Genomic DNA, 24,781 nt, shown 5'->3' with positions numbered 1-24,781 from the left:
TTCTCTTGGGGAAAGTTTAAAAGGTGGGCGGAGTATTTACCCAGATGATACGGGCGGTGGCAGCTCCGGGATTGCTGAATTTGTGCGGCAGTGATGAGTCAAAGAAGAAAGAGTCCTCAGCGTGGAGGATGTATATCTCACCGTCAACAGTCAGTTCCAGGATACCCTCGAGCACGTAGCCCATCTCTTCACCCTCGTGGGTGATTTCGCCGGTTGAACCTCCTCCCGGGGCTACTATCTGCACGTGGGCCTGGAGGATGTTGTGGGGTTTGTGTGGAGAGAGGTATTCCAGGGAAACTCCGTTTTCCTCCTCCCCGGAAATGAGGGTGAGCAGTCGATCGCCTTTCCTGCTGACTACGTCATCGCGAAATACATTGTCCATGAACAGGGTACCTATGTCTGTTCCTACTGCAGAGGCAATGGCGTGCAGGGTATTCAAGGAAGGATTGCCTCTTCCGTTTTCTACCTTGGAGAGGAGGCTTTCCGAGCAGTCGGCCATTTCAGCAACCTGTTTAAGGGTCATCTGTTTATATTTTCTCAACTGCTTGAGGTTTTTTCCGAGGAGCTTCTTGTCGTCCATTTGTACCTTCCTGGTGGTATGCATTGGTGCTGATAATAGTATTTTGCAAACAAAAACTTTCCTGTCAAGAAAGAAGCGAGGTGAAATGTTTTTCTGCAGGTACCAGGTCGGCAGGGAAAGATATCCTTTCCCTTTGGAGAGGAAGGCAGTCGTATCGGTTTATAATTCGGGTACGCGGCTTTAGCGGTAGACGAGTATCGAGGGGTAACCGTTGCTGATATTGTGCAAAAGATAACCTACCTGGTTGAACAGGGAATCAAGACCGGGAAAACAGGGGTGATGCTGAAAGATCGCATGGAGACGCAGTATGTACCGCTGCTTAGCTGGAGGCAAGAGGCGTAGCCCGGTCTTTTTGAGACCTTTTCCCTTCTTTTCATTCTTTGTTCTGCCCGGTGTCTGTGGTGTACAGGTGCACATCTCTTTGGGGAAAGGGGATCACGATACCGGCGTCCCCGAATTCGCTGTCTATTTCCTGGTTGAGTTCACTGAGGACTGTCAGCTTGTCATCGACATTGGGAATCCAAACCCGGAGTTCAAAATCAAGTGAGCTTGCTCCGAATGCCAGAAAGAGGGCTACCGGTTTTGGAGTACTGAGTACCAGCGGGTGGCCGTTGGCCGATTTCAGGAGAATAGCAAGTACTTCGCTGATATCTGTACCGTAAGCGACGCCCACGGGAATCTTCACGCGCACCCGTCTTTCTCCAAGGGTCCAGTTGGTGACCTGGTTGGTTATCAGGTCGCCGTTGGGAATAACTATTTCGGCATTGTCAAAGGTTTGGACAATGGTTGCCCGCAAGCCAAGTGATTTGATCTCCCCCCACTCCTGACCGATCTGGATGGTATCTCCAACCTTTACCGGACGCTCGAACAAGAGGATCAGGCCGCTGACGAAGTTATTGACAATCGCCTGCAGGCCGAAACCTATTCCCACACCCAGCGCCCCTCCGAGGATGGTCAACTGGGTCAGCTCCAGGCCGAGAATTTTCAACAGTACCACAAAGCCGATGAAAAAGATCACGTAGTGAACAATGCGGCTGATGGATAACTGGACACCGCGCTCAAGCCTGTATCTGGGCATGATCTCCTGCAACAGGGCCGTCTGCAACCATGAAGAGATCAGATAGGTGCCATACAGAACCGCGGAGATGGTCAGGACGAAACCAACGGTTAGGTTCCAGGAAAAAATCGGGATGCCATACCCGAGTAATTTCTTCAACACATTTGAGGTGTCAGGCTCCAGGAGCCAGATTTGTCGTACCCACAGCATGAAAACCAAAATATAAGCAGCCCAGAAGAGCGGTCTAAGCTGCCTGGAAATGGTATCTCCGTAACGGGAAAGAAAGTTCAGCGGCATCGTCTTGACCACGAACTCCAACAGACCGTCGGTATACAGCAGGAGCAACCAGCATACCAGTCCGGCAGCCACGCTTTTGATGAATCCAATGAAGATATATCTGCTGAGCTGATCAAAGCCGATGACTGCTGCAATCAACATAATCAGCAAAAAGAGTGCGGTTGCTTTAAACATGGTTCGACTCAACAACCCCTGATTTTGCTTTTTCAGGGTGGCGTTCATCTGCAGGCAGAACACGATGCCATATATGGTTGAGGCGATAACATAGAGGCGAAAAATTACCGGAGGTCCACTAATGGCATCAATGAGGAGTGTCACCGCGAGGAAAATAAGGGTGCGGCTGAAAAAACGATTGATCCATGGTTCCATCTCGAGCGTATAGCGGATGAAGAACAGGGCGGTGATAAACAGGAAATAGATGAGCACGACAAGATCAGTCGATAACTCCATCAGGTAGCTCCACAGAAAAATGTAGCTGAGCACAGAAAAAAAGATGGCTGAACAGCTCGGGTACCTGTTGATCGTATACCAACGATAAGAGGCAGGGATGAGCCCCCTGCTCAACCGGATGAGCCGCCAGAGGATAATGGTCACGAGCGCCAGTATGCCGATACGAGGAAGGTTCTGCTGCAAGAGTATGGTCTGCTTTTTTCCAAAGGCAATGGTTCGTTTTCCCATCTCCTCCAACAGGCCGAAGTGAAGTTTGGTATAAAAACTATCGCTATAGATCGGCGGTGAGGTCTGCTGGAAGTATTCCTCCTGGTTTTCGGTGATGGCGTTTCGCAGGTCGCTCTTGAGGGTATATAATTTGACCTGGAGGGTATTGGCATAGGTATTGGCTTCACTCATCGGCATGAGTCGTTGAGTTATAAGGTCTACAGCATGCTGGGACAACTCAAGCATTTCAAGAATATTGTTCTCCAATAAGCGGTAGGTCTCGCTTCCTTCCAGCTGCTCTATCTTGTCCTTTATTTGCTTGACCGTCCCTGTCCATTCCGTATGCTGCGCTATCAACAGCGCCAGGTCCTCTTTAAATGCAAGACTCTGTTTCTCCAGTCGGCTCTCTATTTTTGCCAGTTTTCCGGCAAAGACAACCAGTGGCTCACTGGCCAGGTTGGGGTCGGCAGCAGCCATGGTGACCTGCCACTCAAGATCCTGAATCTGGGTGGCAAGCTGCTCCATGATGTTTTGGAAACCTTGCGGCTCTGGCAGGCTATCCAGCATGAACTGCAGGTCGACCATTTTTTTGGCGAGTTGCTCGCCTTCCTGCATTAGTGACTGCAGGCCGGGTTGGGGCTGTGAGCTTTGCGAACTTTCTTTATCTGGTATGGATGACTCTTGTCCCTCAAGCGGGGCTTTTGTCTCAGCCGATGACGCAGCAGCAGGAAGAAGGGTTGTTAGGATTAAAAAAACCAGGATAAGCCACGGGCTGGGGACAGGGAAGGCGCCCTTGGGAAAAACAACCATATTATACTCCGGTACAGGATAGCGATGCACTTTTTGTTGAGCCATTATAACCAGTTTTTCTTTTTAAAGAAAAGGAGCAGAAAGAGTACCAGGGTGACAATGGTCAAAATGAACAGAAGAAAACCGTAGCTGCTTTGGGCACCGGGGATACCGCCGACATTGATGCCGAAAAGACCTGTAAGAAAACCAAGCGGCAAAAAAAGGGCGGTAACAAGGGAAAGAACGTACATACGGTGGTTGAGCGTCTCTGAGAGGTGGGTCAGCAGTTCCTCCTGGGCAACAATTGCCCGATCCCTGATGGCGTCGAGCATTTCCACATACCGCTTAAACTGGTTGATGGCCTCACGGATGCGTCTTTTACCGTTTTTTTGCAGCCAGGGCGGGGGGGCGTTTACCATGTGCTGCAGGGCATCCTGCTGGGGGGCGAGATAGCGTCTGAGTCTGATCGCCTGTCTGCGCATATCCGAGAGCTGCGCCTTGTGAGCGGTATCAAAGCTATCGAGCCCGTCTTCAAGGTATTCGAGCCGGTCCTCCAGTTCTTCTATGACTTTCTCGGTTCTCAGGGAAATGGATTCAATCAAGGTGGTTGCAAAGTCAGCAGCCGTCCTGGGACCTTTTCCCCGGAGCAGGGCGCTGCGTAGGTCCTGCAGGGAGAGCAGATGCCGGCGGTTGGAGGTAATGATGGTGCGATCGGTAGCCCACATCCGTACAGCAACCATGTCATCGGGACTTGAGCCGGGGTTGAGGTTGACTCCCCGAAGGGCGAGGAACAGGCCATCGCTGAAAAGCTCACTGCGCGGCCGAGAACTATCGTCGAGCAGATTGTCCTTGACAATGGCATCAAGCCACTGGGCATTCCGTATCCACTCCATTGCTTCAGGAAAGCTGTAATCCACATGTACCCAACAGAGCAGATCATCGGTCATTATGGGAAAATCCGCGGGAGGAGTATTTTCAACCAAGGTGCCGCCGCCTTTCCCGTCAAGAATCATCACTTGAAATTGTATGGCAGAATCCATGCTTCCTCTTCAGCTGTTCTTTTGGGTACCCAGCCCGAATTTACCTCATCAGGGATTATGATCAGGAGCCGGGTGGCTCACGAGTAAAGAGTACAACTGTACCGGAAATCATCATTTTTTGCAGAGGCCTCTGGCATTTTTTCCGGCGCGTTTTTTTGTCCACTAATGCTGCCTCTCAGCAGATTCCGTGGTAACGCCTGTTTGGTGCGCTCCTGACCAGGTACCCCATCATATTGTACACCAGTTGTGCAGCTGTAAAGGAGTACCCGTGAAAGCCGGGTATGGGAGCGTACTCCACCATGTCGAATCCAATGCAAATCCTGGTCTCCATGATCTGCTGCAGCAGACTCATTGTCTGGTACCAGTGCAATCCTCCTGGTGCGGGGGTCCCTGTGGCGGGCATGAGGGCGCTGTCCAGTCCATCGATGTCAAAGGTGATGAATACCTTTTCCGGAAAGTCAGGTGGAAGCTCAAACTCCAGTGTTTGTTGCCACAGGTCGAGAGCATCCCGAAAAAGTATGCCATGCTTCAGTCGATACTGCTCTTCTTCCTGGGAGTAGCTGCGGGTGCCGAGCTGATAGATGGGGATACCCTGCTCATGAATACGGCGCATGACACAGGCATGGCTGAGGGATGAGCCCTGGTAGGTATCACGAAGGTCGGCATGGGCATCGAACTGGATAACCCCGTACGCACCATAATGGTTGGTTAGAGAGGTGGTGATTCCGCAGGTGACTGTGTGTTCGCCGCCGATAATCACAGGGATTTTCTTTTGTTCAAGGGTCGTGCCGACCCCGGTCCCTATTCGTTGCAGCACGTCTTCCACCGGCCCCGAGCATTCCACTGGCGGGGCGGTGTATATGCCGTATTGTGCAGGAACAGTCCCGCAGGCGAGCAGCTCAAGTTGGGAGGACGCCTCAAGGATCGCTTGGGGGCCTTCTGCAGTACCTGTGCCGTAGGAAACCGATTGCTCCAGGGGAACCGGGATAACGTGGAAAAGGGCGTCTGCAGGAGCGGAGGGGGGGACATCGTCTCCGTGGAAAAGGCGTTTCCTTTCAGGGTTCATCCTATGCGGCTCCGGTAATCCTGGTAGGAGAAACTCCGCACAAGGTGGAGTGTATTGTTTTCAGCAGAGCAGGTATAGAGCGCAGGAAGCTCAACCCCGTTAAACGTGGTGTTTTTCACAAACGAGTAGAGGGCCATATCGGTGAGCACCAATCGCTGCCCGGTTTGCAGGGGGCGTGCAAACGAGTAATCACCGATTATGTCGCCGGCGAGGCAGGATATCCCCCCGAGGCGATAGGTGTAGGGGTGCTCCTGCGGCTTGCCGCTGCCGATAATGTGCGGCCGGTAGGGCATGGCAAGTACATCGGGCATATGGGTTTCGGCAGAGGCGTCAAGGATGGCGATCTCCACTCCATTGCGGATGGTGTCGAGCACCTGGGTGACGAAGACCCCGCTGTCGAGCACCACCGCCTCACCCGGCTCAAGGTAGACGGCAATGTTATTGTTTCTTTGACGAAAATCGACAATGGTCCGGCAGAGCAGATCCGTATCATAGTCGCTTCGGGTAATATGATGTCCGCCGCCGAAGTTGATCCATTGCATCTGTCCAATATATTTGCCGAATCGCTCCTCAAAATGTGCCAGTACCCGGACCAGCACGTCGGCCCCCTGTTCGCACAGTGCATGGAAGTGGAGCCCCGAGATACCCTCCAGATTCACCCCTTCCAGATCTTGCGGGTTGAGGCCGAAACGGGATCCTGGCAGGCAGGGGTTGTACAGGTCCACATCCACCTCTGCGTAGCCTGGGTTGACCCGCAGGCCAACGCTGGTTGGCCGCCCGGCATCACCAACAGCCGCCCTGTGGGCCTGCCACTGGTTGATGGAATTAAAGAGGATGTGATCGGAAAAGCGTGCAACCCGTTCCATCTGATCGCTGGTATAGGCCGGTGCGTAGGTATGCACTTCACGATTGAACTCCTCCCGACCCAGCTGCGCCTCGGTCGGGCCGCTGGCACAGACGCCGTGCAGGTATTCTCGGATCAGCGGGAAGACTGCCGGCAGGGCAAAGGCCTTCAGGGCAAGGAGAATCCGGGCACCGGTTTTCTGCTGGATCTGATCAAGGATACGGCAGTTGCGCCTGATCGCATCCTCGCTGATCAGGTAGCATGGTGTCTGGACCCGGTCGATCATCGCTTGGGGAAAATCGACCGGGGTTGCGGTGGCGGAAACGTTCATCAAGCGGTTACTCGGGCAGGGTGCCGGTGAAGTCGATCGTCTGCCAGGGGAGGCCGTTGTTGTTCAGCTCTTCCATGAATGGATCGGGATCGAGTTGTTCCACATTGAACACGCCTGCTCCGTTCCACACTTTTTTGAGCATCAGCATGGCGCCAATCATGGCCGGTACCCCGGTGGTATAGGAAACCGCCTGGGACTGGACCTCATCAAAGGCTTCGGCATGATCGCAGACATTGTAGGTGTAGCGCTGCTTGGGTTGGCCGTCCTTCATCCCCTTAAAGACGCAGCCGATTACGGTCTTGCCGGTGTAGTTGTTGCCCAGCGAGCCGGGGTCCGGCAGCAGCGCCTTCAGAAACCGGATGGGAACGATGGTGTTGCCCTCGAATTCCACCGGATCAATACGGGTCATGCCCACATTCTCCAGGACCTTGAGATGGGTCAGGTAAGGCTGGCCAAAGGTCATCCAGAAACGGATGCGCTTGAGCCCTGGGATATGTTTGGCCAGCGACTCCATCTCCTCGTGATAGAGAAGGTAGCTTTCCCGCGGGCCTGCCACTGGATAGTCGAAGGTGAAATGGACGCAGTCGTCATCCAGGATCGGCGGAGTCTCAACCCAGTCACCATTGTGCCAGTGCCGGACAACCTGGGTGACCTCGCGGATGTTGATTTCCGGGTTGAAATTGGTGGCAAAAGGATGGCCGTGATCGCCCGCGTTGCAGTCAAGGATATCGATGGTTTCTATGGTGTCGAACTCATGTTTCTGTGCATGGGCGCAGAAAATATTGGTCACTCCCGGGTCGAAACCGCAGCCAAGTAGGGCCATAAGCCCTTTTTCTCGAAACCGGTCGTGATAGGCCCATTGCCAACTGTATTCGAAGTGGGCGGTATCCTCCGGCTCGTAGTTGGCTGTATCCAGGTAGTGTACCCCACACTCGAGGCAGGCATCCATGATGGCAAGGTCCTGGTAGGGGAGGGCGACGTTGATGACCAGCTCCGGCTTGACCCGTCTGAGCAATTCGACCAGCTCGGGTACGGAATCCGCATCGACCTGGGCTGTATGCACCTGAACCGCCATCTGCCGCTGAATCTCCTCGGCGACTGCCTCACACTTGGCAACTGTGCGGCTGGCAAGCCAGATATCGGTGAACACTTCGTTGTGCATCGCACATTTTTTGGTCACCACGTTGCCGACACCGCCAGCACCTATGATGAGTATTCGTGACATACTGTCCTCCTCTGGCAAAGACAGAACCATTATCGGTACTGCTTATTTTTCATAATAGGTATACCCTCTCAACCCTTCTTCAAAGGTCTCCAGGATGGATTTACGGTCGACCGGGCTGATGAGTCCCTTCTGGATCGCTTCTTCAGCCAGTATCCTCAACCTGGCGCGCATTGCACGGATATCATACTCCACGTACGAAAGGACATCGGCAACGGAATCACCTTCCTGCTCGCCGATAAAACGGTAGCTGCCATCCTCGTTGATATGGATAGAGACCACGTTGGTGTCCCCGAACAGGTTGTGCAGGTCCCCGAGGGTTTCCTGGTAGGCTCCGACAAGGAAAACACCCAGGTAGTACTCCTCGTCGTCCTTGAGTGGGTGGAGCATGATATGCTTTCTGGTCTTTTCCTGATCAGGAAAGCTATCAATTTTTCCGTCACAGTCGCAGGTGATATCCGAGATGATCGCCTGCCTGGTTGGTTTTTCCAGATGTCGATGGAGCGGGATCGTCGGCAGAATCTGGTCAATGGCCCACACATCGGGCAGGGATTGAAAGAGGCTGAAGTTGCCATAGTAAATATCGTAGACCAGGGAGTTGATCGCCTCTACGTCCTTGGGGACGCGGGGGAGTTCATGCATCATCGACGATATTTTGATCAGGATGTGCTGAAAGATATTTTCCGCCAAAGCCCGTTCCCGAATGGTAATATGTCCGAGTTTGAAGAGCTGTCTGGCCTGACTGCGGTAAAACAGGGCATCGTTGCAGCATTCCTGGATATCCTTTGGGGACAGCAGGTGATACGTAGCCATCAGGTTTTCCAGTAGTTTGCCCTCAACTTCCGGCAATTTGGCGGGGATGGGCGGCGGTTCAAAAGAACTGACATCCAGGATATTGAACAGGAGGACCGAGTAGTAGGCGACAATTGCCCGGCCCGATTCTGTAATGATGGTCGGGTGAGGGATGTCGTTTTTTTCGAGCACGGTAATGATCGACTCGACGATATCAGAACAGTACTCCTCGATGGAGTAGTTTCTACTTGAATCGGAATCTGTGTTACTCCCATCGTAGTCCACTGCCAGGCCGCCACCCAGATCCAGGTATCCCATGGGGGCCCCTTCTCCAACCAGCTCTTCATAGAGACGGCAGGCCTCCATGGCGCCCGCACGGATATCGCTGATATTGGGGATCTGGGAGCCGATGTGGTAGTGGAGTAGCTGCAGGCAATCGAGCATCCCTTCCTCCTTGAGCCGGTCGATGACGTCGATGATATGGCTCATGGTAAGGCCGAAAACAGAGCTGTCACCTCCCGATTCCGCCCATTTTCCCTCAGCTTGGGTAGCGAGCTTGATTCGCAAGCCAAGAGAGGGCAGGATGCCCAGGTGTCGAGAGCGTTCGATGATGAGGTCGACCTCCCCGGGAACCTCGATCACGAAAAAGACCTGGTACCCCATTTTCACAGCATAAAGACCGAGATCGATAAACTCCTCATCCTTGTAGCCGTTGCAGATCAGGCATGCCTGGCGATTCTGGAGCATGGAGATGGCGGCGATGAGTTCGGACTTGCTGCCCGCTTCGAGTCCATGATTGAATTGTTTACCGAACTGACTGATGGCCTCAACCACCTGTTCCTGCTGGTTGACCTTGATCGGAAAAACTCCCTTGTAGACCCCGCGGTAGTTGTTCTCATGAATGACCTTACGAAAGGTCTCATGGAGCAGCTTGATCTGGCTGCCGAGAATGTTCTCTATTCGGAGCAGCACCGGCATGGGAAGGCCGCGCAACTCGGCTTCCTTAGCGATCTGATAGAGGCTCAGGCTCGGTCCTTTTTCAGCGCCGGAGGGGGTTACCACCACATCGCCGTGCTCGTTAATGGAAAAGTATCCTGCTCCCCACTTATCGATGCAATAGAGGTCGGTTGCTTTGTCTACTGACCATTTTTTTTTGCGGGATGCTTTTGGTACCATTAGTCCTGCTTCAGGCTGCGGGGTACATGCTTACTGGAGAGGAAGCATGCACCGCGATGAGGATGTATGAAAAAAACATGAGAAAAAAGGGGTCAGGGAACTCCACAATAGTGCAGGACAAGTGTTGATATGTCAGGCCCGTTCTTCTATCTGTCGGTAGGTGAGATCCTGGCGGCCGCAGTACTCGGCGCGCGGTCGGATCAATCGGTTATCGGCCCACTGTTCAAAGATGTGAGAGGTCCAGCCCACGGCCCTGCTGATTGCAAAAACCGGAGTGAACAGTTCTCGAGGCAGTCCCATGGCTCTGTACAGGGAGGCCGAGTAGAGATCAACATTCGGAAACACCTTAGCCCGTTCGAGAACAACCCGCTCGATTTCTTTGGTAATCTCAAATGGCGCTCGCTGGTTGGTAGTGGCAGTCACCTTGTCGGCGAATTCACGCAACAAGGTTGCCCGAGGGTCTTCGCAGCGATAAACGCGATGACCAAAGCCGGGTATTTTCTGCCCTTGTGCCAACATGCTGCTGATTACCTGCTCCGCTCGCTCAGGTGTCTCTATCTCTTCAATAAGCTGCATTACTTCCATGTTTGCCCCGCCGTGGAGCGGACCTTTTAGGGCGCCGATAGCAGCGGTGACTGAGGAATATATATCCGACATGGTTGCGGCTGTGACCCGTGCGGCAAAGGTCGATGCATTGAGTTCGTGATCAGCATGAAGAATGAGTGCGGCGTCAAAGGCTCGCTCAACCAACGGCGTCGGTGGCTTTCCCTGGAGGGTATAGAGAAAATTGTACGCAATACTTTGCCCGGGAAGAGGGGATACGGGTTCCTTGCCTTCCCGAAGCCGCTGATGAGCTGCGATAAGCAACGGGATCCTCAGAACCAGTCGCTGGGCTTTACGCAGGCAGGCATCCAGGCGGGTGTTGCCGCTATCCGGGTCCCAATGCCCCAGAGAGGAGACCGCGGTTCGTATGACCTCCATGGGCTCGGCAGCCTTGGGGAACATTCGCAGAATCATCACCGTTTCAATCGGGATGGACATCGATCCGGTAAAGCCGTCAAGAAAGGCTTTAAATTCCGTTGCCCGTGGTAGGCAGCCATACCAGAGAAGGTAGGCGACTTCCTCGAAACAACTGAACCGGGCAAGATCCAGCGCGTCGTAACCGCGATAGATCAAGCGCCCCTGGGAACCGTCAATGCAGCAGATTTCTGATTCGCAGGCCACAATGTCCTGGAGGCCGTTTTTTGCCTGGTGCTGGTTGGTGTGTGTCTCGTGTGTCTTCATTTTCTTACCGGGCGCAGAAAGGTATCTGTGCGGAATATTTCTATAGTGTTTTAACCGAGAGAGAACCACCTGTTACAATGCAGAGCCTGAACTCCAAGTGTTGTTGCTTGTTGGTGATATATCTACCATAGTTCGTTAAACAGCGCACCATGCTGCTCTTTGAGGTGTCCATTCACCATACATCTGCCCGGTTGGCAACGCAATGATACAGTTCAGTAGGATCAAGGAGGTTGCCGCCTGGCACCTGCACCATCTTTTGGATGATCCTGCATTCAGGGAACCAGTGGAAAAAGGCTTGATCCAGGGGTGCGAGGACACCCCTGGGGCGGGATATTCAGCTAATGCGCGCGAGATCTGGCATCAATAGTCATCAAAATACATTTCCTCGGGGTAGTCGTTATCGCTATAGGTGTAATGGTCGTCTGCCATTTTCAGCCGTATGGGTTTTTTGGATTCTATGGTATAGACCGTCCCGCATTCATAGCAGTCGATAAGGTCGCCTACACTGAAGTAGTATTCAACCGGAATGTATCGCAGACATATTTCACACTTTCCGTACAGATGATTGTCATTGCGGCGTTTGTTGTTTCCCATCGTGATCTCCATTCATGTTTGATGAGCCATTTGTGCGGCAGTTTTCTGCACAGCCACATCAGGACTATCAAAGAGCATGCCATAGCGGTCGATATTGACTATCTCTTTGTAATATGATGATTAATTGGTTTTGAGATGATGGAAGGGAAGAGAAGCAAAAGTGAACGAAATATTCCGAGGCGGTTCGAACAGGGGCAGTGTTATTGGTATAATTATTTGTAATAATTGTTTTTTATGGAAAATTTCCGGTTTACCCGAGTTTTTCCGATTTTTTAAAGTCCTCCTTCTTCAAACCATGAATTTTCATTTTATTGTACAGCGCTCTTGGCGTTAATCCGGCAAGTTGCGCTGCCTCTCCAATCCTTCCGTGAACATACTCCAGGAGCTCAACCAGATATTTTCGCTCGGCAGACTGAGAAAGCAGGGTCTTATATGATTTGAGGGTGGTGCCTGGACGGAAAGCCGTATCCGTCAGGTTGGTCACATCTACTGAAGTGTCGGCAATGGGGATGGTTGGTATGTGGATCAAACCGGCGGGAATAACCGGTGAAATAGCCAGCATCACCGCTCGCTCGATAACATTTTGCAGTTCTCGTACATTTCCGAACCAGGGTACAGACAGCAGCAGACTCATTGCCTGAGCATCCAATCCTTTGACATATTCCCGGCCATCTTTTTTCTTGCGATTGACAAAATGTTGCACCAGGAGTGGAATGTCCACGGTCCTGTCGCGCAAAGGAGGGACATGTACCTGAAAGACAGCAAGCCTGTAATACAGGTCTGAACGGAGGGTACCGGAATGGAGGAGTTCGGTCGGGTCGGTATTGGTTGCTGCAATGACCCGGAAATCGGTGCAGATATCGTTATTGCTGCCCAAACGCTGAAAAGAACGTTCCTGCAGAACTCGCAACAATTTGATCTGCATGGCTGTGGACATATTTTCCACCTCGTCGAGAAAAAGCGTCCCGCCTGCAGCATGTTCTATTTTTCCTATCCGCCGTTCTACGGCCCCGGTAAAGGCGCCCTTTTCATAACCGAACAGTTCTGACTCGAGCAGGGAATCGGGGAGAGCGCCGCAATTGACAGCTACAAAGGGGCCGGATCGGCGCCTTGATTCATTATGGAAAATATTGGCCAGCAGCTCCTTGCCGGTTCCGGTTTCTCCGACCACAAAAACCGGTGAATCTGTGGGAGCAACATCTTTCACCAGGTCAAGCAGCTGTTCCATCAACGGACTTTTGGTCACAATGGATTCAAGGGTTGGCTTTTGGTGCACGTACCCAGCCAGGTACTTCTCCTTGTTTTGTTCACGTTTATTGTGCATCAACCGGAGAAAACGAGCGTAACAGCCTGCAATATCAGTCCTGGAGTGAACATAGGTTTTCACCGATGCATCTGCCGTTGCTGCCGGTTCATCATTTCCCAGCATGATGATCAACGGTGTCCTGTGGGCGACCGCCAGTTCCTCAAGGACCAGTTCCTGCAGGTCCGGGTGGGAGCGGTCAATGATCCATGCGTCATAACTTCTTGAAAAAGCAACAGAATAGAAGTCCTGTGCATGCTCTACGCCGAGTATTCTACACCGATCAGAGTCAAAGATACCTCGCACGTCTGTTTCTACTGCTGCCGCGCCAAAAACAAGTATGTTAAACATGATGGATGGTCTTCAGTGGATTATGATGGCCCGGGAAAAGGCAACCTCTTTGCCGGAGGGCCGGGTGATGAAAAGCACTTGGCGGCATAAGGTGAAGAGGTCCCGGGAGGATGAGAACTGTTTTGTGCATTTTTATCATTACACTTCGATAACGGTCACGCCGTGTTGCTGGAGAAAGGTTTTGGTTTTTCCACACACAGGGGCAGTTGTTTTGAGCGCGAAAAGGTGGTCAGGCAGGCTTTGCTGAAGGACTGTGATCTTGTCCAGAATTTTCAGGCCATCTGCCATGATGATCCGGCTTTTTCGGTCAATGCGGATCGCAATGGTCTGCTCGTCGACGCGTTCAAGCTGGGTACGTGGCGGCAGGCCAAATTGTGCAGGGGACAGGGGTGTTTTTTTCAAGCCGTTCTCCAGGTTGATCTCTTGGCAGTATCACCTCTCTACTGCTGCAGAATGGCAGATGAGCGAGGTTGACCGACTCTATAATTCAGTAGTATAAATAACCTATAGGTGAATTGCTACATGAAGAACATGCTAAAGCTGTCGTCGGGCGGTCCGGGTAATTATGGATGTGCGTCGGAAAGCCGGACTTTCTCATCCGAGGCAGTTCGGCATTTTCCGTTGGTCCTCGTGGCTGGTCAGGCAGTGGGCGATATTTTGCTGCTCCAGAGCAGCCGAAAACATGCACAGAGAGCGGAGGGAAATCATGGCATTGTATGCATTTGATGGAACCTGGAATGAGGATGAGATCGGCGAGAAGCATGACACGAATGTGGCAAAATTCTTCAACAGTTACCAGGGCCGGAAATTTTACCTCAAGGGAGTGGGAACCCGTGCAGGGTTTGTCGGAAAAATCCTAGGTGGAGTCGCAGGGGCCGGGGGTCGTTTCCGAATCCGCGAGGCAATGGAAGAGCTGGAGAAAAATCTTGCCAGAGGGGAGAGGGTGGTTGATATTATCGGCTTTAGCCGAGGTGCAGCCTTGGCCCTGCATTTTGCCAATGAAATTGCCGAGGAACAACCCGGGATTGATGTTCGTTTTTTGGGATTATGGGATGTGGTCGCCTCTTTTGGGCTTCCCGGCAATGACCTCAATATCGGGTGGCACCTCACGCTTCCGGGAATTGTGCACAGGTGTTGCCATGCCATGGCACTGGATGAGCGCCGAGGTAACTTTCAGCCCACACGAGTGAAGGCTGGTGAGGGCGATCCCCCTGTGGAAGGTCGGCTGGAGGAAGTCTGGTTCAGGGGGGTGCATTCAGATGTCGGGGGCGGCATGAGCATTGGTCTGTCAAGCATTGCCCTGTGCTGGTTGATGCGGCGTGCTCTGGACAGCGGTTTGCCGGTCGATCCCTCCGAACTTCAACGTTTTGAGGCGCTGCGGGATCCGGAGGCTGATATTTCGGAAAACTTTGATCCCAAACTGGATCCGCCTCGTACCATTGGGTCAACCGATAAAGTCCATGTGTCGGTTCAACCCAGAGGGTCGCGAGGCGGCAAGGAGCATAACGACCCGCCGCCGGGGTTGACGATCGTCAATGACTAGCATAGACCTGCATTCCTCCCAAGTGAGTGCGGTTGTGCTGAAGCTGAAAGGGTCGGTGTGAGGATGGGGGTGGATGATGGGCTTGGGGCCAATGTACAAGGAGAAAAGGAAGCGAGATCGGAGTGGTGGTCAGCACCTCCCCCTCATATTACCAAGAGAAAAGAGAACTATGGAGAGGCTATGAAAGGAAGGAGCTTGCAGGTGATGCTGGTTGGTGGTGTTTTCCTCTTCCTTGGGGGAATGGTCAAGGTAACGGTAGTACAGGGTGCTGAGCTGATGGTTTTTCCCGCCAAGGGGCAGACCGAGCAGCAGCGGTCTGCTGATATGGCTGCTTGCCATCAGTGGGCGGTAACGGAGAGCGGGGTCGATCCTTCGAGGGTTTCCGCCCCAGCACCTTCCGGTCAGCAACAGGGACAGCGACAGGTTTTACGTGGAGCGCTTGCCGGGGCGGCCGTTGGCGGCCTTGGCGGTTCCCTGGGCGGTGAATTCGGGAAAGGGGCAGCGGCCGGTGCGGCAGTTGGAGCCGCTGCAGGCGGTATACGCAGACACCAGCAGAAACAGGCAACCGCCTCGGTGGAGCAGCAGCAACAGCAGCTGGTCCAGGAGCAACTCAACCGGTTTAACCGTGCCTATTCTGCCTGTCTGGAGGGCAAAGGCTATACCGTGAAATAAAGTTTTCCCTGCTGCACAAGGCCTCCAGGGAGGGAGAGGTAAGCGGGACCCCTGTTTACTCTTCGCCTGTTCCTCCCTGGAGCATGCCTGTTGTATGCCTCAAATAAAGTTTTACTCGTTATTTCAGTAGGTTTTCTCTTTGTTGGTGTTCTTTATCCAGGCCGGATGGTGTGCCCGTGTTCTTTACCTTGACAGCCCTCCTGGGTTTGTATAACTGTATCTAGTATGTGAGCATATGCTCGAAATGGAGCATGTGGAAACTCTAGATGGAGGTCAATATGCCTGAAGAAGCTGAAGTAGGATGTGCCCGGCCCACAGGAGGACCGGTAGGAGAAGGTCCGGTGGAATCACCAACACAGGAACAACAGGTACAGCAACCAGAGGAGAAGAGTATGATAATGGTTGGCCAGAAAGCTCCGGATTTTGTAGCACCGGGGTACCAGAAAGGTGAATTTGTTAATGTAAAGCTATCGGAATACCTGGGAAAATGGGTGTTACTCTGTTTCTACCCGGGTGATTTTACCTTTGTCTGAGCTACCGAAATTTCAGCGGTCGCTGAAAAATATCCGGTATTTCAGGAAATGGGTGTAGAAATCCTGTCCATGTCCATAGACTCCATGTTTGTGCACAAGATGTGGGATGATGATGAGCTTTCGAAGATGGTTGAAGGCGGCGTGCCCTTTCCCATGCTTTCCGACGCCGGCGGCAAGGTCGGGCGGATTTACGGTGTTTTTGATGAAAATGCCGGGGTTGAGGCCCGGGGACGTTTTATCATCGACCCCGAAGGCATCATCCAGGGTTATGAGGTCCTGTCCCCGCCGGTAGGGCGTAATATCAATGAAACCATTCGTCAGGTCCAGGCATTCCAGCTCGTTCGCGAGACCAAAGGCGCGGAAGCCACCCCTTCAGGCTGGCGGCCGGGCAAAAAGACATTGAAACCGGGTATTGATCTGGTGGGCAAGGTGTGGAAGGAGTGGAGTACTTCCATGGCATTTGACTAATCCTTTTCTTCAAGAGAAAGCCGGACTCGGGTGCGTTCGGCTTTCCCTCCCTCTATCTCTGCGCAGGACGCCATACCGGTTTCCTGCCGGTATCCTGATATAACGGCTTACCAAACCGGTCTCGCTGTTCACTGAAATAGTGGACGGTAGCTGGCATGAAGTATGAGTGCCCGGGAAACAGTTCGGCAAAGAGCTGCCGGCAGGGTTCCCTGAAGTCTTCTGCTGTCAGGCGAGTATATCTTTCCTGACAGCATTGGATGATCCGGTCGAAAAAATGACTCCCCATGAACATGTCATAGGTGATGCTGCTGAATTCGCCCGAGTCCATCCGATTGTAGTCGTTGAGATGGGCCGACGAGAGCCCCATGGCCTCGCGTTGTCGCATGTCAATGCCTACACTCAGGTCCCGGTGAACGATGCGGGTGATGGTGTTATGCCGGTCAAGTTCCAGCAGAACATTCTGGCCATGGGGTTCCAGCATGTAGCCGAACCGGGTATACCCATCAACCCAGTGGCGAAGGATAGGCAACATGATCTGCTGGAGGATAAACGCAACCGGGTCACGATCGCCGATAAGCTCAAAGAGCAGCGGTGGCTGGGTGGGATGGAAAAAATCCCTGCCATAGAGAGCAAAACCGGGAACCAGGGGGCGCTTTTCTCCTGTTCGCGGAAAGGGGTGCATGTCTCTGATCAGAAAGCCCCAATTTTCTGCCCGAGAAGATGAACGGGTGAGGTTGGGGTAGGCGATCCCCACGACTTCCCGCAGAAAGGCAAATCGTCGGTCAAAGTGCTCAATCCCCTCTTCCAGTTCCCTGGATACATTGATTGCCTGTTCGATAACCTCGCTGCGCATTTTTCGACTGTAGCGGGAAACCCGAAAGGGAAAATGAACCTTGAGGGCATGGGGAACCTCATTGACTGCGTACAGGGTTCTGGTTGAAGAGCTGGGAACTACAGGTATCCGGTGACACCCACGGCTGTGGCGCCTGACCTCCCGGACATACGGATCATCGGCCAACTCTTCCACCACCTGCGGGTGGATGCAGAAAAGAGCGGTATCTGCCCCGCAGTAGAGGGAAAAAAGATCATCGGGCGGGTTGGCTGTATAGAGGAGCAACTCCCTGCGAGGGAGGGTGTAGGCCAACAGGGGGAAGGCGCTAGAGTGGGCGTCAGGGCGATACTGCGGCCTGGCCTCGCTGTAATCTGAGTGAGTGCTGTAGGTTCGGGTTCCCTCGTTGCGGAACCGATCCAGGTAGTGGAGAGAAGGAATCATGGATGGCCCCCATGGTGATGAATTGCCACACACATTACCCATACATTGCTGTTTTCCATCTGTGGCGCTTTTCAACGCTCACGGATTCAGGTGGTAATCAGCATGAAAAAGCATAGCCAACCCCCTTCTATTCCACAACGGTTAAATGGGTATACCCCTGGATTGGACCAGGCATTTGCGACACCTGTCGGGCAGGCGGGCCTGGTTATCCTCCTGCCGGTGAACTGCGCAAGGCTCATTTTTGCTTTTTTTCGTTCTCAAGCAGCATCTTTTTCCGCTCAACACCCCATCTATATCCGCTTACCCGCCCATCCTTTGTAATAACTCTATGACACGGTATCACTACAGCCAATGTATTTTGGCCGCAGGCAGCGGCGACAGCTCGAACAGCCTTGGGGTTTCCTATTTTTTCAGCTACTTCGGTATAACTCATGGTTTCCCCGGGCTCTATCTGTCTCAGGATATCCCAAACTTGCTGCTGAAAGGCTGTACCCTGAATATCAAGGGGGAGGGTGAAATTGCTCCACGGGGTATTGATAAAATGCACCACTTCCTCAATCAGACGGGTAAAACCGGGACCAGCTGCTGAGACAGCTGCTTGAGGAAATCTGCTATGCATGAGCTCAGGTAATTTTTCTGGGTCATCGCCAAATTCAATAGCACATATACCACGATCAGTTGCCGCTACAATTACCCAGCCAAGAGGACACTCCGCAATGCCATAACGAATATCAATACCCTGTCCTCCGGCCCTGTATTCTTTAGGCTGCATCGAGAGTCGATCCTGACTTCTGTTATACGCTCCACTGCTTGAGGAGTACCCGGCATCAAAGAGGGCTTCGGTTATCGAATTGCTTGATTGCAGGCTGGTCCTGAAGCGTTTGGCCCTGTGGTGTGTGGCAAATTGTTTTGGTGTAACGCCGACAACCTGCTTAAAAAGGCGATGGAAATGGAAGGGGCTCAGTCCGACCTCTTTTGCGAGGTCGGGTAACTGGGGAATGGTTCTGCTGCGCTCTATAATCCGGCAGGCTTGAACTACCTTGTGTTCAATCTCTTCCTTGACCGTTTTACCGGTAGGTCTGCATTTTTTACATGGCCGGTATCCTGCTGCCAGCGCTTCTTCACCGCTGCCAAAGTATTCTACATTTTCACGCTTCGGCAATTTGGAAGAGCAGCTCGGTCGACAAAAAATCCCGGTTGTTTTCACAGCATAAACGAAACGACCGTCTGCCCGCGGATCCCTGGCAATGATTGCCCTCCATCGGCCGTCTGCCGAGGTGTACGTTGAGTGTGGGTTCATGGTCGCTCCTTCAGCCCGCCAACTCAGAGTCGGCCGTCCTGGCCCATTTGAATACTCTGCCGTCGATGGATAACAGCCCTAAACTGATGAGCCCCATACCCATCAAATGTTTGGGCTCGATCTGTTCATCGAGAAAGGTGATGCCAAGGAGTGTGGCGCTTACAGGGATGAGGAGTGTTACCAGGAGGACGTTGGTTGCTCCAGCAGTCGCAAGAATACGAAAATACAAAATATACGCCAGCGCTGTGGAGAGAACGGCTAAACCGAGGACTGCAGACCACACTTCCAAGCCCGGAGCAGGAAGGGTGAAAGGCCTTTCGATAACCAGGGCTGTGGGAACAAGCAGAGCTGATGAAACAGTAACCTGTCCGGTAGCGGTGACTATTGGCTGTATGCCAAACTGCCTGAACCTGCGTCCATAAATTCCTGCGAGTGAGTAAGATAAAGCCGCTCCAAGAATTGCCAACTGACCATACAGCGACCCACCGGTCCCTGCAACTGATGCATACCCAATCATGATGACGACTCCGGTAAATCCGAGGAGCACACCAAGCACTTTTGGGGGGCTCATTTTTTCATCGCGTGTCCACAGGTGCGCAGCAATAACGGTAAACAGCGGTGTTGTTGCATTGAGGATAGACGCCAAGCCGCTGGCTATATGCGTCTGGCCCCAGGCAATTAAACTAAACGGGATCACATTGTTTATAAGGCTCATTGTAAAAAAGGCCACCCATACCTCTCGTCTCATCGGCAAGCGTATGCCGGAGAAATGCACCACCGCAAAAAGGGTTAAGGCAGCCAGGAAGACCCGTAAAGAGACGATGGTAAGCGGGGGGAGTGCTTTGACAGCCACTCCGACAAAGAAAAAAGATCCGCCCCACAGCAGCGACAGGATGATGAGCAGAATCCATTCAAAAAGGCCCATAGATGTAACTTGAGGTTGCATATTCCCTCTCTTGATCAGGTAGTGTTTCGGGCAGTATAGAATCTGCTCTGAGCAGATACACTCCAAATCTTGCTCTGCAATGCGGATTTTTCATAATCCACCTGAACAGGAGCGGGTCGAGAACGGTGTATTCTGTAGAGGTAACACCGCAGGTGGAACGCAAAACCTCCGCTCATCAGCCTGCTGTGTGGGCAACCCATTGATGCATATGCACTAGCACCAGCTACCTCGAAGCATTGTTCCCTCAAGAGTTGGAGGGAGAAGATTGATTCCCTATCGGTCGGCAGCATTCATGGACCATCAGGGATATGGTCGCTTATTTCGGCAATCAGCTTGACACTTTGTAGATATCCTTATATTACAGTTTTCTTATCAGGTTCCAGCATGATGGATGAAGAGGGAATCCGGTGTGAATCCGGAACGGGCCCGCCGCTGTAACCGGGGACGAACGCTGCAACATGTCACTGTTGATGCAATGATTAACGGGAAGACGCAGTAAGTAGAGGGAACCGGGAGTCAGAAGACCTGCCTGATGATGTGACGTCAGATCTCGTGGACAGAGAGGGCGTTGTGGTGAGGAATTCTGGGCCCGAATTCGCTTCATGCGAATTCGGGCCTTTCTTATTTCGACCTGCGCAGGACGTATTAACCGGCTAAACTCTTGCCGCTTGGCAGGCCAATAGAGGAACTGTGGGAACAGATGAAGAATCGGGTTGAAATGACGTTTGTGGGTGTAGTGATGGCGATGACGTTTCTTGTTTTGCCGTCGGCGAATGGAGATGAACTCGGTGAAAAAGTTGAAAAACCGGTTGCGCAAGCCATCACTATCCGCCAACAAACCCAACAGGAAGATGAACGGTGGCGGCAGCTGCAAGAGCAACTTGTTGTGAAAATGGAACAGCTGCAGGCTACCGTTGATCAGCTCCAGGCGCAAAAGAACGAGCTGATAGAGGTGACCGGTGCTGCCAAAAGCCGCATTGCCGAGAAGGAGCAGCGGTTGGAGGGAATTCGCCAGATTGAAGAAAAGATGGAGCCGTTTTTAGCACAGCTGGTTGAAGACATTAAGGCGCTGCCTGAGACCGGCCCGCCCTTTCTCCTCGGGGAACGAAATGATCGCATTGTAAAGCTCGAGGCTACGCTCCATGATCCTGAAATAGCGTTGAGTGAAAAGTTTCGCAAGGCCATGGAGGCCTTGCAGGTGGAAATGGAGTACGGTCTTACCATTGAAACCTATCAACAGCAGATTGATCTGGGGGCGGAACCTCTGCTGGTCAATATTTTCCGGCTTGGCCGGTTGGGGCTCTATTTTCAGACACTGGATCAAGGGAGATGTGGCGTGTATGACCAGGGGGATGACAAGTGGGTGACATTGCCCGACACCTATAATTACAGTATCCAGAAGGTCGTGGAAATTGCCGGCAAACGTCGTCCTGCAGAACTTGTCACAATGCCTCTTGGCAGGCTGGTAAGGGTGGTGGAGCAATGATCAGATTATTAAGCTGGCAGTTTATTGTGGTCATGCTGATGCTGCCGCTGGCATCCGTCTCTGCCCAGGATATGCGGGTCCAACAGCTAGAGATCGAGAACGTCAGAAAAGAGCTCGCTGCTCGGGCTGCAGAGGAAAGAGCGGCCGCTGAGCAGGCGGCAAAGGAAAAAAAGGCGCAGATTCTTGCAGACCGCACAGCGCTTGAAGCGGCCATAGCCGACCTGGAGCAGCAGGAGGCCGCTCTGGAACAGGACGTTGACAGGCTGTCCGAAGAAAGGGCGCAGCTTGAGCAGCGGGAAGTGGAATTGACCAGTCTACTGTCCGAGACAAGTGACATGATCAACGAGTTGGTTGGCGTTATCCGTATTAATGCCAAAGATATTGATGCACTTGCAAAAGATAACCTGCAGAGTGTTTTGCTGGAGGAGACACCGGGGTTCATGGAAAGCATCGGTAATGATACGCGCTTCCCGGGTATGGATGATGTCGAGGCTATGACAGCCTTCCTGTTTGAGTCGCTGCAGCGTTCCGGAGAGGTGACCAGAACGGACGCATCAATCGTGGACCAGGCCGGCCGCAAGAGAGAGGCAACGGTACTGGTCCTTGGCCCGTTTAGTGCATTGTACAGCCTGGATAATGAACAGGGTTTTCTCAAATACTCACCTGATGAGCGCACACTCTATGCCTTGTCCAGGTTGCCGTCAGGGCGGATGCAAAAGCAGATAGCCGGGTACATGCGCGGTGATTCCGATGACGTTCCCATGGATATATCACGGGGAGCGGCACTTCGTCAGCTGACCTATCAGTTGACCCTTGCAGAGCAGGTGCCTAAGGGAGGTCCGCTTGTCTGGCCGATTGTCGCCCTGTTCGTTGTCGGGGGGCTTATCGTGCTGGAGCGGGTGGTTTTTCTGCTGCGTCATCGAATAAAGAGCGACGTGCTTATCGATGCGATACGGGAAGCAGCTGGCAAGGGGCATTGGCAAGAAGGCGAGGATATCTGTTCTCGGCAGGGTGCCAAGCCTGTGGCCCGTATTCTCAGGATCGGTCTTCAAAACCGTGACCTGGAGAGAGAGGAAATGGAGAATGTGCTCCAGGAAGCCATTCTCCAGGAAATTCCGCCCATGGAACGGTTTCTTTCCACTTTGGGGATGCTGGCCACGATTGCCCCGTTGATAGGGTTGCTGGGAACCGTGACCGGTATGATCGACACCTTTCATGTCATCACTCTGCATGGAACAGGCGACCCGAGGCTGATGTCCGGGGGGATCTCCGAAGCACTGGTAACGACCATGCTTGGCCTTTCTGCAGCCATCCCCCTGATGCTGGCGCAAAATCTTCTCAACCGGGCGGTTGATCGGCAGATAGGCATCATGGAGGAAAAGGCGGTAAGCCTGGTAAACATTATTCATACGTACCGGGGGTGAGGCGTGCTGGAGGCGCTTTTTCGTCAATACCTCTTACTGGAAGAGTATCTCTTGCAAGGTGGCGTACTGATGGTGCCGTTGATGGTTATCTCGATGGTGATGTGGCTGCTGATTGTTGAGCGATGCCTGTTCCTGCGGCGGTTGTATCAGCGCAACATGCGTCTCACCACAGCTGTGCAGTATATCAGAGACAACCGGTTTCCCGACCCTCGGAAGCATTCCGGTGCCATCAGCCTGCTGGTGGCAAGGTTTATGCGTTTACGCAGCGGCCGCAAGGAGCTGGATCGGTTCATCTTGGATGAATCGGTGCTCAGTGTTAATCACCGACTCAATGATCACCTGGCCCTTATCGGGGTGCTTGCCGCTGTTGCCCCGCTGTTGGGCCTGCTGGGGACGGTGACCGGCATGATCGGGACCTTTGAAGTACTCTCCATTTTCGGGACCGGAAATGCCAAGGCCATGGCAGGAGGGATTTCAGAGGCTTTGATTACAACCCAGACAGGGCTGCTTGTCGCCATCCCCGGCCTGTATATGTATAACTTCCTCCGCAGAAGGGTTGCCAACCTGCAGCAGCGGGTTTCTGCGGCGGGTTTGTATATTGGACGACATTTATAGGGGAGAGAACCATGCTCAATATTTCCGCGGCTCGACGCAGTCAGCGTACAACAGCCGAGCTGAATATCGCACCGTTGATTGATATGGTGTTCATCTTGCTCATTTTCTTTCTCGTCAATACTTCTTTTGTCAAAGAAACCGGTATTGACGTCAATCGACCTACAGCTGCAACGGCGGTGGTAAAGGATAAGGGGACCATCATGATCGGTATAGACAGTATGAATCAGGTCTATATGGATAACCGTCAGATTGATGTCAGAGCGGTCCGGGCCAATGTGGAGCGTGCCCTGGCAGAGAATCCGGAAGGCGGCGTGGTTGTGGTTCCGGACAAGACCAGCGAGGCAGGAGTGGTCATAGCGGTGATGGACGGTTGTCGTGAGGCCGGCGCCGGTAACGTCAGTCTGGCGGCAAAACTGCCGGCGCAGTAGCGGTCATGGAAATCGCCAGCGGATATACCTACGATGTGGCGCAAAGACGTCGCACCTTTATCAAGTGGTCGATTTCGATCCTGGTTGCTGTCGTCATGAATGCCGCCATGTTTCTGGCGTTGCCGAGTTTTTTTGTTCTTGGAGGAGGCCGCGCCGAATTAATGGAGGTGCTGCCGAGAGTGAATGTCATCCGGATCAAGCACAAGGAAAACCCTCCCCAAAAGAAGACCCCTCCACCAAAACCACAGCACGAACAGAAGAAGCCTGACAAAAATCCCTTGCCGCAGAAACGGCCGGTGGCCATGCCTAAACCGACCCTGCCGTTTCACTTGAGTCCCGCTATGCCGACTGCACCCACCACGCTGCAGTTTTCCCCCCTTGAGGCCGGCACATTTACCCTCTCCGGTGACCTGGACGGCGTTGATGCTGCAGAGCTTGACGATGTGCTGATGCCCCTTTCCCGCGTGCCGCCGGTCTACCCCATACGCGCGAAACGACGCGGACAGGAAGGGTGGGTGAAAGTTCGTTTCCTCGTGAATGAGCATGGTGAGGTAAGCAATGTAGCCATTGTTGATGCCGAGCCGGAAAAGGTCTTTGATAAAAGTGTGATCAGGTGCGTTCAACGATGGCGCTTTCGACCCGGTACGGTTGAAGGTGTTCCCGTTAAGGCCTGGGGCGAGACGACAATTACGTTTGAATTGGAAGACTAA

Annotated in this window: 22 protein-coding genes and 1 riboswitch; of the genes, 8 read left to right on the top strand and 14 right to left on the bottom strand. The window is 52.9% G+C overall.

All coding sequences use genetic code 11. The annotated features are described in order from the left end of the window. Window positions 1-16 precede the first annotated feature (16 nt). From ACZ52Z_RS13435 to ACZ52Z_RS13385, 11 genes are all read right to left on the bottom strand, one after another. Window positions 17-580: a cupin domain-containing protein gene (locus ACZ52Z_RS13435; RefSeq protein WP_464267290.1), complete on the bottom strand. Its 564-nt coding sequence runs from the start codon at window positions 578-580 to the stop codon at window positions 17-19. Between the two features lie 373 nt (window positions 581-953). After that, window positions 954-3,446 carry a mechanosensitive ion channel family protein gene (locus tag ACZ52Z_RS13430; RefSeq protein WP_464267289.1) on the bottom strand — a complete coding sequence of 831 codons (2,493 nt, stop codon included), beginning with the start codon at window positions 3,444-3,446 and terminating at the stop codon, window positions 954-956. Continuing rightward, entirely contained in the window at window positions 3,446-4,420 is a 975-nt protein-coding gene (locus tag ACZ52Z_RS13425; protein WP_464267288.1) for a zinc transporter ZntB, read from the bottom strand. Before ACZ52Z_RS13425 ends, ACZ52Z_RS13430 begins: the two co-directional genes overlap by 1 nt. A 175-nt stretch (window positions 4,421-4,595) precedes the next feature. Further along, window positions 4,596-5,486 carry an agmatinase gene (speB, locus tag ACZ52Z_RS13420; protein ID WP_464267287.1) on the bottom strand — a complete coding sequence of 297 codons (891 nt, stop codon included), beginning with the start codon at window positions 5,484-5,486 and terminating at the stop codon, window positions 4,596-4,598. Continuing rightward, window positions 5,483-6,661, bottom strand: coding sequence for a carboxynorspermidine decarboxylase (gene nspC, locus ACZ52Z_RS13415; RefSeq protein WP_464270794.1), 1,179 nt, complete (start codon window positions 6,659-6,661; stop codon window positions 5,483-5,485). Before nspC ends, speB begins: the two co-directional genes overlap by 4 nt. Before the next feature lie 7 nt (window positions 6,662-6,668). After that, a complete protein-coding gene (locus tag ACZ52Z_RS13410; protein WP_464267286.1) occupies window positions 6,669-7,886 on the bottom strand; it encodes a saccharopine dehydrogenase family protein in 1,218 nt (405 codons plus the stop codon). A 42-nt stretch (window positions 7,887-7,928) separates the two neighbouring features. Then, entirely contained in the window at window positions 7,929-9,851 is a 1,923-nt protein-coding gene (gene speA / locus ACZ52Z_RS13405; RefSeq protein WP_464267285.1) for a biosynthetic arginine decarboxylase, read from the bottom strand. 132 nt (window positions 9,852-9,983) lie between these two features. Beyond that, complete coding sequence (locus tag ACZ52Z_RS13400) at window positions 9,984-11,135, bottom strand: citrate/2-methylcitrate synthase (protein WP_464267284.1); 1,152 nt, start codon at window positions 11,133-11,135, stop codon at window positions 9,984-9,986. A gap of 360 nt (window positions 11,136-11,495) precedes the next feature. After that, complete coding sequence (locus tag ACZ52Z_RS13395) at window positions 11,496-11,729, bottom strand: hypothetical protein (protein WP_464267283.1); 234 nt, start codon at window positions 11,727-11,729, stop codon at window positions 11,496-11,498. 250 nt (window positions 11,730-11,979) lie between these two features. Beyond that, a complete protein-coding gene (locus tag ACZ52Z_RS13390; RefSeq protein WP_464267282.1) occupies window positions 11,980-13,383 on the bottom strand; it encodes a sigma-54 interaction domain-containing protein in 1,404 nt (467 codons plus the stop codon). 138 nt (window positions 13,384-13,521) lie between these two features. Further along, a complete protein-coding gene (locus tag ACZ52Z_RS13385) occupies window positions 13,522-13,785 on the bottom strand; it encodes a hypothetical protein (protein ID WP_464267281.1) in 264 nt (87 codons plus the stop codon). A 304-nt stretch (window positions 13,786-14,089) separates the two neighbouring features. Here ACZ52Z_RS13385 and ACZ52Z_RS13380 point away from each other — a divergent pair, with 304 nt between their 5' ends. From ACZ52Z_RS13380 to prxU, 3 genes are all read left to right on the top strand, one after another. Further along, a complete protein-coding gene (locus tag ACZ52Z_RS13380) occupies window positions 14,090-14,926 on the top strand; it encodes a phospholipase effector Tle1 domain-containing protein (RefSeq protein ID WP_464267280.1) in 837 nt (278 codons plus the stop codon). 180 nt (window positions 14,927-15,106) lie between these two features. Beyond that, complete coding sequence (locus ACZ52Z_RS13375) at window positions 15,107-15,598, top strand: glycine zipper domain-containing protein (protein ID WP_464267279.1); 492 nt, start codon at window positions 15,107-15,109, stop codon at window positions 15,596-15,598. A 278-nt stretch (window positions 15,599-15,876) separates the two neighbouring features. After that, window positions 15,877-16,599, top strand: a complete 723-nt coding sequence (gene prxU, locus ACZ52Z_RS13370) for a thioredoxin-dependent peroxiredoxin (protein WP_464267278.1) — start codon at window positions 15,877-15,879, stop codon at window positions 16,597-16,599. A 52-nt stretch (window positions 16,600-16,651) separates the two neighbouring features. Here the strand turns inward: prxU and ACZ52Z_RS13365 are convergent, their stop codons facing one another. From ACZ52Z_RS13365 to ACZ52Z_RS13355, 3 genes are all read right to left on the bottom strand, one after another. Beyond that, window positions 16,652-17,914 (bottom strand): IucA/IucC family protein, encoded by a 1,263-nt coding sequence (locus tag ACZ52Z_RS13365; RefSeq protein WP_464267277.1) that lies wholly within the window; start codon window positions 17,912-17,914, stop codon window positions 16,652-16,654. Between the two features lie 193 nt (window positions 17,915-18,107). Then, window positions 18,108-19,172 carry a bifunctional DNA-binding transcriptional regulator/O6-methylguanine-DNA methyltransferase Ada gene (gene ada / locus ACZ52Z_RS13360; protein ID WP_464267276.1) on the bottom strand — a complete coding sequence of 355 codons (1,065 nt, stop codon included), beginning with the start codon at window positions 19,170-19,172 and terminating at the stop codon, window positions 18,108-18,110. 10 nt (window positions 19,173-19,182) lie between these two features. Continuing rightward, entirely contained in the window at window positions 19,183-20,118 is a 936-nt protein-coding gene (locus ACZ52Z_RS13355) for a DMT family transporter (RefSeq protein ID WP_464267275.1), read from the bottom strand. A gap of 357 nt (window positions 20,119-20,475) precedes the next feature. Continuing rightward, window positions 20,476-20,665, top strand: a riboswitch (cobalamin riboswitch). A 153-nt stretch (window positions 20,666-20,818) separates the two neighbouring features. Between ACZ52Z_RS13355 and ACZ52Z_RS13350 the strand changes: the two genes are divergently transcribed. From ACZ52Z_RS13350 to ACZ52Z_RS13330, 5 genes are read left to right on the top strand one after another with little or no spacing between them, the layout of a single operon-like run. Beyond that, window positions 20,819-21,604: a DUF3450 domain-containing protein gene (locus ACZ52Z_RS13350; protein ID WP_464267274.1), complete on the top strand. Its 786-nt coding sequence runs from the start codon at window positions 20,819-20,821 to the stop codon at window positions 21,602-21,604. Beyond that, the gene (locus tag ACZ52Z_RS13345) at window positions 21,601-23,028 is read left to right on the top strand and encodes a MotA/TolQ/ExbB proton channel family protein (protein ID WP_464267273.1); all 1,428 of its coding nucleotides are present in this window, start codon (window positions 21,601-21,603) and stop codon (window positions 23,026-23,028) included. The genes ACZ52Z_RS13350 and ACZ52Z_RS13345 overlap by 4 nt, the downstream gene beginning before the upstream one ends. A 3-nt stretch (window positions 23,029-23,031) precedes the next feature. Then, window positions 23,032-23,643 (top strand): MotA/TolQ/ExbB proton channel family protein, encoded by a 612-nt coding sequence (locus ACZ52Z_RS13340; RefSeq protein ID WP_464267272.1) that lies wholly within the window; start codon window positions 23,032-23,034, stop codon window positions 23,641-23,643. Window positions 23,644-23,654: 11 nt separating this feature from the next. Next, window positions 23,655-24,071, top strand: a complete 417-nt coding sequence (locus ACZ52Z_RS13335; protein ID WP_464267271.1) for an ExbD/TolR family protein — start codon at window positions 23,655-23,657, stop codon at window positions 24,069-24,071. Window positions 24,072-24,076: 5 nt separating this feature from the next. Next, complete coding sequence (locus tag ACZ52Z_RS13330; protein WP_464267270.1) at window positions 24,077-24,781, top strand: energy transducer TonB; 705 nt, start codon at window positions 24,077-24,079, stop codon at window positions 24,779-24,781.

This window comes from Desulfogranum aggregans (assembly GCF_055398265.1).
Note: the sequence above shows the minus strand (reverse complement) of the source record. Positions and strands in the feature narration are given on the sequence as shown.